This is a genomic window from Streptomyces sp. MB09-02B (assembly GCF_033794485.1).
Lineage (GTDB): Bacteria > Actinomycetota > Actinomycetes > Streptomycetales > Streptomycetaceae > Streptomyces.
The window spans coordinates 45,531-51,965 of the sequence record NZ_JARGEE010000010.1; the positions used below are offsets into that span (position 1 = coordinate 45,531).

The following is a 6,435-nucleotide window of genomic DNA, read 5'->3' on the forward strand; positions in this document are numbered from 1 at the left end:
ATGCGCGAGCGACTCGTCGTCCTCTACCGCGGCAACCGGCCCCCCGCCACCGCACGCATCGAGGGCCTTGCCGACACCGTCTACGCCACGGAGGAGGAACTGCCCTACCTCCTCCCCGGCGCCGACGTCCTCCTGGCCTGGGTGACCATCACCCCGGCCATCCGGGAGGCGTGGCCCGATGATCCGCAGAAGGCGCCCCGCTGGGTCCACGCGTCCTCCGCAGGCGTGGACTCCTTGCTGTTCCCCGCCCTGGTGGACGATCCGCAGGTGGTCCTGACCAACGCCCGCGGGGTCTACGAGCAGCCGACCGCCGAGTACGTCCTGGGCCTGATCCTCGCCCTCGCCAAGGACTTCCCCGGCACGTGGGAGCACCAGCGGCGCCGCGAGTGGCGTCCGCGCCCCAGTGACGGCATCACCGGACGCACCGCGCTGGTCTGGGGGACGGGGCCGATCGGCCGGGCCACCGCCCGGCTGCTGCGCGCCGTCGGGATGCGGGTGAGCGGTGCGGGCCGCAAGTCCCGCTCGGACGATCCCGACTTCGGCACTGTTCACGGTGCGACGACCCTGCGCTCCGCCCTGACGGAAGCGGACTACGTCGTCCTGGCCGCCCCCCTCACCCAGGGCACCCGGGGCATGGTCGACGCCCCCGTGCTCGCCGCCATGAAGCCGGGGGCGCGGCTGATCAACGTAGGCCGGGGCGGACTCGTCGACGAGGAGGCGCTGGTCGACCACCTCGCCGCCGGACGGCTCGCCGGAGCGGCCCTGGACGTGTTCGCTCAAGAACCGCTGCCTGCCGGATCACCACTGTGGGACATGCCCGGCGTGATCGTCTCCCCGCACACGGCGGGCGAGACCACCCGCGAGCGGGAGGCGCTTATCGAGGTGTTCCTCGACAACTTCGCCCGGCACCTCGAGGGCCGGCCGCTGCGCAACGTGGTGGACAAGCGGCTCGGCTACGTGGTCGATGACACGCCCCCACCCTGAAGGCGAGTAGCATGCGCCCCGACCGGTGACTCCTACCGGTCGCGGCGCGTGCCACTCGCCTTTTCTCTCTCCGACTTGCCGCACCTTGCTGGACCCGGAGGCCGAGCAGCATGGATGGGACCGGGCGGCAGCCGCCCGGTCCCATCGCCCCGTACCGCTTCGCTGAGCCGGGCCTATGAAACGGTCAGGTAGATCTTGCGCACGGTTTCGATGGTCTTCCAGACACCGACGTAGCCCGGCTTCATGACAAAGCTGTCGCCTGCCTTGTAGATCACCGGCTCGCCGCCTTCCGGCGTGAGTTCGATGACGCCGGAGAGGATGTGGCAGAACTCGAAGAGCTCGCCCTTGATCGAGTGCGTCTCGCCGGGCGTGGCTTCCCAGACGCCCGTTTTGATCGTTTCCCCGCGGGCGGCGTCCTGGGCCCAGGTCTTGTAGGTCGGGTCACCGGAGATCAGGCGTTCCGGCAGCGGGCCGGACTCCTGGGGTGCGAAAGGGGGGTTGGGATCGATGGTCTTCAGGAGTGACATTTCTTTTCCTCTACTGGATGTGACAACGACGGAAATCGGGAGCGGACGTACCAGGCGTCACCGGGCCGAGTTCGATCAGACTCATCGCACGTCTCGGAGCAGGGCCTGACGGCTGCCGCCACGGGTTTTGACTCCGACATGAAGTGCCGGACGATCGGCATCGAAGGCGACCTGCTGGGCGGCGGCCTGCACCAGCGGTGTGGAGCGTACGACTGCCCCGGCCCATCGAGTATTTCTGACGCCGCGCACGGAGCCCACGTGTGATCTGTCCGTCGTGGGCACGAGGTTCGGACGTTGTGTCAGGCGGGAGGCCGGAGGGGCATTCATGGCCAGGAGCGGATCGGTCGCCGCGGGCGCATCCAGCGGCATGGACGGGTCTGCGCGCATCAGCCCGTCCCTCGGTGCACCAGGCAGACGAACCGCGTCTTCACGCGTTTTGCCCTCGTCGGCTCCGGTAGTCGTGGAGCCAGCGGAGACCTTCGATCGTGCCGGCGCGGGGTCGGTACTCGCAGCCGATCCACCCGTCGAAGCCCAGCTCGTCGACCACGTCGAACAGGTGCCGGACGTTGAGCTCACCCTGGTCGGGCTCACCCCGGTCGGGCACGCCCGCGATCTGCAGATGACCGACCCGGCCGGTCGGCAGGTCGCGGCGCAGGGTCGCGGTGAGGTCACCCTCGACGATCTGGCAGTGGTAGAGGTCGAGCTGCACTTTGCGATGCGAGGCTCCCACCCCCAGCACCACGGCGTGGGCCTCGGCCTGGGTGTTCAGGAAGTACCCGGGCATGTCGCGGCCGTTGATCGGCTCGATCAGGATGTCGACGCCGGCCGTGGCGGCCCGCTCCGTGGCCCAGGCCAGGTTGGTCAGGTAGGTGTCACGATGCTTGGCCCGCTCGACCGGTAGGGAAGAGGTACTCCACGGCCTCGAAGCCGTCAGCCGAGGCCGCGGCGAAGCGGTCGAGGAAATCGTGCTCGGTGTACATCATGGACAGGTTCGCTGCGAACCTCGGCATGCTGGGGGGCTTGTGGCTTCAACCAAGGAGTCAATGCCACTGTCTGTGTCCGTTGCGGGTGGGGCAACGGCGCTCGGCGACAGGCTTGGCGGGGAACGGGGCAGGGGCGAAGTCGCCGACGCAGGGCCCTTGTCGGCGGCAGATTCTCCCCGGATTCTCCCCAGAGTTGATTTCGCCCCGATCCGTGACCGGTGCGAGAGCAGAGGCCGCACAAGAACTGAGCTCGGCAAGAGGGCTCAGAGCCAGTCCCGCCGCTTGAAAATCACATACAAACTGGCACAAACAACCCCCATGAGGCCGATCGCGAAGGGGTATCCGAAGCTCCAGCCCAACTCAGGCATGTTCTCGAAGTTCATGCCGTAGATAGTTCCGACCAGCGTGGGAGCAAACAGAATCGCCGCCCACGACGAGATCTTCTTGATCTCTTCGTTCTGTTCGAAGCCCGCCTCCGCCAAGGCGCGCATCTCCGCGTTCTGTTGCTGGGTGACCAGGGTGGCGTTGACCGTGAGGATCTCGGTGAGGGCCTGTCGGAAGCCGTCCACGCGCTCGCTCGTGTGGGTGACGTGGTCGGCGACGTCACGGAGGTAGCGCTGGAGTTCCTCGTCCGTCTCGTACTTGGTGAAACCGGCCATGAGGCCGTGGAGCATGCCGACGAGGGGGCGTGTGGCGCGCTGGAACTCCACCATCTCGCGCGAGAGTTCGTAGATGCGGCGGGAGGCCTTCGGGTCGCCGCGGAAGACCTCCGTCTCGATCTCGTCGATGTCGTTCTGCACACCCGCGACGACCGGTGCGTACCCGTCCACCACCGCGTCGAGGATGGCGTAGAGGACGGCCTCCGGGCCCAGCTTCAGCAGTTCCGGGCTCTCCTCCATCCGGCGGCGCACGGCCGACAGGTCCGGTGCCGCCCCGTGCCTGACCGTGATCACGAAGTCCGGCCCCACGAAGACGTGCAGCTCGCCGAAGTCCACCTCCTCCTGCGCGTCGAGGTAGCGCGCGGCACGCAGGACGACGAAGAGGGTCTCGCCGTAGCGCTCCAGCTTGGGGCGTTGATGCGCCTCCATCGCGTCCTCGACCGCCAACGGGTGCAGGTCGAACTCGGCGGCCAGGGAGAGCAGTTCAGCCTCGGTCGGCCGGGCGAGCCCGATCCACGCCATGCCGGCCGGGGCCTGGCGGAGTTCACGGAACGTGTCCGCGAGCGTGGCCGGTGAGGAGGCGCGTACACCGTCCTGGTAGACGGCCGCCTCCACCACGCTGGCCGCCCGCTCGGCCGAGGCCGGTGGCGCCGGGTCCGGGCTCGGTGTCGTCGGCCCGCCGGGTGGTGCCGGGGGAGGGGGCAGTGCGCGGCGCCAGACGGACTTCCGGCCGCCCCTGGAAGCGGGGCCGGTGCTCTTCGGGGCCGGGCGGGCGCGTCGATCGGCCATCGCGGATGCCTCCCGAGGTGCGCGGAATCGTACGACTGCGGGGTCACCGATCAGGATACGGACCGGAGGCGGACAGGATGCGAGCTGGTTGCGGGTCGGGTGCGAGCTGGTTGCCGGCCGGGTGAGCTGGTTGCGGGCCGGATGAGCCGGATGCGCGCCCCATACGGACGGACGACACGGTCAGGGTTCGGCGGCGTTCTGTGCAGTTCGGCAAGGCTGGGTCAGGTGCGGCAAGTTCCGGCGGGGGGCGGCCGGTTGGGGCTGCTTCGGGCGGGGTTCCAGCGGCGGTCGTCGCGCCGGGGGAGTCGGTGAGGGCGCGGCGAGAGGGAGCGAAACCGTGTGCCCTCGACGTTCGACGTTGAGGACAGACGGTGTCCGCAACGCCCGCTAGCGTGCACAGCATGACGAACAAGGCGCACCAGACCGCCGCTCCCCGGCTCGGCACCCGCGCTCTCAACCGAGCGACCCTGGCCCGTCAACTCCTCCTGGACCGGACGCAGTTGTCAGCCGACGACGCCGTCGAGCACCTTCTCGGCCTCCAGGCGCAGAACGTCCAGCCGCCCTACTACGCGCTGGCGGCCCGCCTGGACGGGTTCGCGCCGGAGCAGTTGTCGGGGCTGATGGCCGATCGGGAAGTCGTCCGCATCGTCAGCATGCGGTCCACGATCCACACGCACACCGCCGAGGACTGCCTCACCCTGCGGCCGTTGGTGCAGCCGGCCCGGGAACGGGAGCTGAACCTGTTCCGCAAGGGCCTGGTCGGCGTCGACCTCGACCGGCTGGAGGCCATCGCCCGCGAACTCGTCGAGGCCGAGCCCCGCACGCTGAAGCAGCTGCGTGAGGCCCTGGTCGTGGAGTGGCCCGACGCCGACCCGTTCGCCCTCGGTCTCGCCGCGCGCTGTCGGCTGCCGCTCGTCCAGGTCACCCCGCGCGGCCTGTGGGGCAGGAGCGGGCAGGTCGCGCTGACCACCGCCGAGCACTGGCTCGGGCGGCCCGCCGAGGAGGCCCCGGCACCCGAGGCCGTGGTCCGGCGTTATCTCGCCGCCTTCGGGCCCGCTTCCGTGAAGGACATGCAGGCCTGGGCCGGACTGACCCGGTTGCGTGAGGCGTTCGAGCGGTTGCGCCCGGAGCTGGTCACCTTCCGGGACGACCGTGGCACGGAGCTCTTCGACCTCCCGGACGCGCCCCGCCCTGACCCGGAGACTCCGGTGCCGCCCCGGCTGCTCCCCGAGTTCGACAATCTGCTCCTCTCCCACGCCGACCGTTCCCGGGTGGTCCCGCCCGACCTCAAGGGCCGTTCCTGGCAGGGGAACCAGGCCTACCGCACCTTCCTCGTCGACGGATTCCTGGCCGGCATCTGGAAGCTCGACGCCGACGTCGTGACCCTCGAACCCTTCGGACAGCTCACCGGGCGGCAGCGGACGGAACTGGTGGAGGAGGCCGACCGCCTGCTCGAAACGCTGCACGGCGCCGGCTCGTACGACATCCGCTTCGGCACCGTGGCAGCCGCCGGCCGCTGACCCACCCTCGGCACCGTCGCGCAATGGAGAGGGGGCGCCCCGAACCGCTCGTGGCAGGTTCGCGGCGCCCCCTGGTATCACCTGAGGATGTGCCTCAGGAGTCCGTGGGCCGACTTCTCCCCGTCTCTTCTTCCCGTGTCCTGCGTTACGAGTTGACCTGCGCGGACACCGCGCTGGAGAAGGTGGTCAGCCGGGTGTAGATACCGGGGTACTGCGCGTCGGCGCAGCCGTAACCCCAGGAGGTGATGCCTGCCAGGACGCCCCCGATGACCAGGGGACCGCCGCTGTCGCCCTGGCAGGTGTCCACGCCGCCGGTCGCTTTCCCGGCGCACACCATGTCGCTCGCGATGAACTCGGAGCCGTAGGAACTGGAGCTGCCGCAGACCGAGTTGGCGACGATCGGCACGGTCGCGGTGCGCAGCTGGTTGGAGGCGCTGCCTCCTGCGGACGTGTCGCCCCAGCCGAGGATGCGGGCGGTCGTGCCGGCCGCGTAGACACCGGTCTGGGAGGAGGAGACGTACGAGATCGGGGTGTACGGCATCGACGTCGACAGGGTCAGCACCGCCACGTCGCTGCCCTCTTCGGCGGCCGTGTAGTTCGGGTGGATCCAGATGCGGCTGACCCGGCTGACCGTACCGTTGGTGCCGTTGAGGTAGGTGCGGCCGCCGACCGCGCGGGTGCTGGAGGCCGATCTGTCCTCGACACAGTGGGCCGCGGTGATCACCTTCGTCGGGGAGACCAGGGTGCCGCCGCAGAACTGGTTCTGCGAGGCGTCCGTGATCTGCATGACGTACGGGTACGCGCTCGCGGTGGTGGTGGTGCCACCCACGATGGGCTGGGGAGCGGCGACGGCGCCGGGCGCGGTCAGCAGTGCGCCGGCGGCAGCGGCGGCCGTGGCAGCGGCGGCGACCATCGACTTCTTGGCGCGGTTGAACCCGAACATGGTTCTCCTCATGGGGGGTTGCCGGTGGGG

The 6,435-nt window shown here is 69.7% G+C and carries 7 protein-coding genes; 2 read left to right on the top strand and 5 right to left on the bottom strand.

The features are described from left to right. Positions 1-984: a D-2-hydroxyacid dehydrogenase gene (locus P1P70_RS03330; protein WP_319234412.1), complete on the top strand. Its 984-nt coding sequence runs from the start codon at positions 1-3 to the stop codon at positions 982-984. Positions 985-1,157: 173 nt separating this feature from the next. On the opposite strand, the gene P1P70_RS03335 is transcribed toward P1P70_RS03330, so the two are convergent. The 4 genes from P1P70_RS03335 to P1P70_RS03350 all read right to left on the bottom strand — a co-directional run bounded on the left by P1P70_RS03335 (position 1,158) and on the right by P1P70_RS03350 (position 3,942). Then, positions 1,158-1,511 carry a cupin domain-containing protein gene (locus P1P70_RS03335; RefSeq protein WP_319234413.1) on the bottom strand — a complete coding sequence of 118 codons (354 nt, stop codon included), beginning with the start codon at positions 1,509-1,511 and terminating at the stop codon, positions 1,158-1,160. A gap of 427 nt (positions 1,512-1,938) precedes the next feature. After that, positions 1,939-2,445 carry a hydroxypyruvate isomerase family protein gene (locus P1P70_RS03340; protein WP_319234421.1) on the bottom strand — a complete coding sequence of 169 codons (507 nt, stop codon included), beginning with the start codon at positions 2,443-2,445 and terminating at the stop codon, positions 1,939-1,941. Beyond that, a complete protein-coding gene (locus P1P70_RS03345; RefSeq protein WP_319234414.1) occupies positions 2,384-2,521 on the bottom strand; it encodes a hypothetical protein in 138 nt (45 codons plus the stop codon). The genes P1P70_RS03340 and P1P70_RS03345 overlap by 62 nt, the downstream gene beginning before the upstream one ends. A 236-nt stretch (positions 2,522-2,757) precedes the next feature. Further along, a complete protein-coding gene (locus tag P1P70_RS03350; RefSeq protein WP_319234416.1) occupies positions 2,758-3,942 on the bottom strand; it encodes a magnesium and cobalt transport protein CorA in 1,185 nt (394 codons plus the stop codon). A 401-nt stretch (positions 3,943-4,343) separates the two neighbouring features. On the opposite strand from P1P70_RS03350, the gene P1P70_RS03355 reads away from it, so the two are divergent. Then, positions 4,344-5,462: a winged helix DNA-binding domain-containing protein gene (locus P1P70_RS03355; protein ID WP_319234418.1), complete on the top strand. Its 1,119-nt coding sequence runs from the start codon at positions 4,344-4,346 to the stop codon at positions 5,460-5,462. A 145-nt stretch (positions 5,463-5,607) separates the two neighbouring features. Here the strand turns inward: P1P70_RS03355 and P1P70_RS03360 are convergent, their stop codons facing one another. Next, complete coding sequence (locus P1P70_RS03360; protein ID WP_319234422.1) at positions 5,608-6,405, bottom strand: serine protease; 798 nt, start codon at positions 6,403-6,405, stop codon at positions 5,608-5,610. Positions 6,406-6,435 lie beyond the last annotated feature (30 nt).